This is a genomic window from Mesorhizobium sp. M0768 (assembly GCF_040320195.1).
Classification (GTDB): Bacteria; Pseudomonadota; Alphaproteobacteria; order Rhizobiales; family Rhizobiaceae; genus Mesorhizobium.
The window spans coordinates 1-668 of the sequence record NZ_JAMYPD010000119.1; the positions used below are offsets into that span (position 1 = coordinate 1).

Genomic DNA, 668 nt, shown 5'->3' on the forward strand with positions numbered 1-668 from the left:
CACCGGCTTGGCGACCTGATCGTGATGATGATCGCAGCAAGCCTGTGCGGCGCCAGCAATGCGACGGAATTTGCCCTGTTCGCGCAGGAGCGCAAGCAGGCGCTGTCGCGGCTGATCGACTATGACGCAGCTCCCAGCCACGACACCTTCTCGCGGCTGCTGCGTCTGCTCGACCCGGAGGCCTTTGGTCGCGCCTTTGCTGCCTTTGCCGCAGCTTTCGCCCGAGCCAGCCGAGAGACGCCCGAGGTGGTGTCGCTTGACGGCAAGGCTTTGCGGCGAGCCTACGAGAAGGGCTTGGCAGCCAGTCCGCCGTTGACGGTGTCGGCCTTCGCCGCCGAGACCCGGCTGTGCCTGGCGGCAGTCTCGCCGAGCGATGGTGAGAACGAAGTCGAGGCCGCGCTCAAAGTCGTCGAACTCATTGATCTTACGGGCAGATTGGTCACCGCCGACGCGCTCCACTGCCACACCCGCATGGCTGCGGCCATTACCCAAAGAGGTGGCGATTACCTGCTTGCGCTGAAGGGCAACCGTCGTCATTGGCTGCGCCGTGCCAACCTGCAACTGGCCGACGCCACCCCTTCCATTGCCGAGCGGACCGAGACCAGCCACGGCCGCAACGAGTGGCGGCAGGCCGAGATCGTGGCGGCGGCCGAGCCGCTGATGCCCGG

The 668-nt window shown here is 66.5% G+C and carries 1 protein-coding gene; it reads left to right on the forward strand.

Annotated elements, in window-relative coordinates:
* The coding region (locus tag NKI08_RS34605; RefSeq protein ID WP_352776013.1) for an ISAs1 family transposase at positions 1-668 on the forward strand (668 nt) is incomplete at both ends.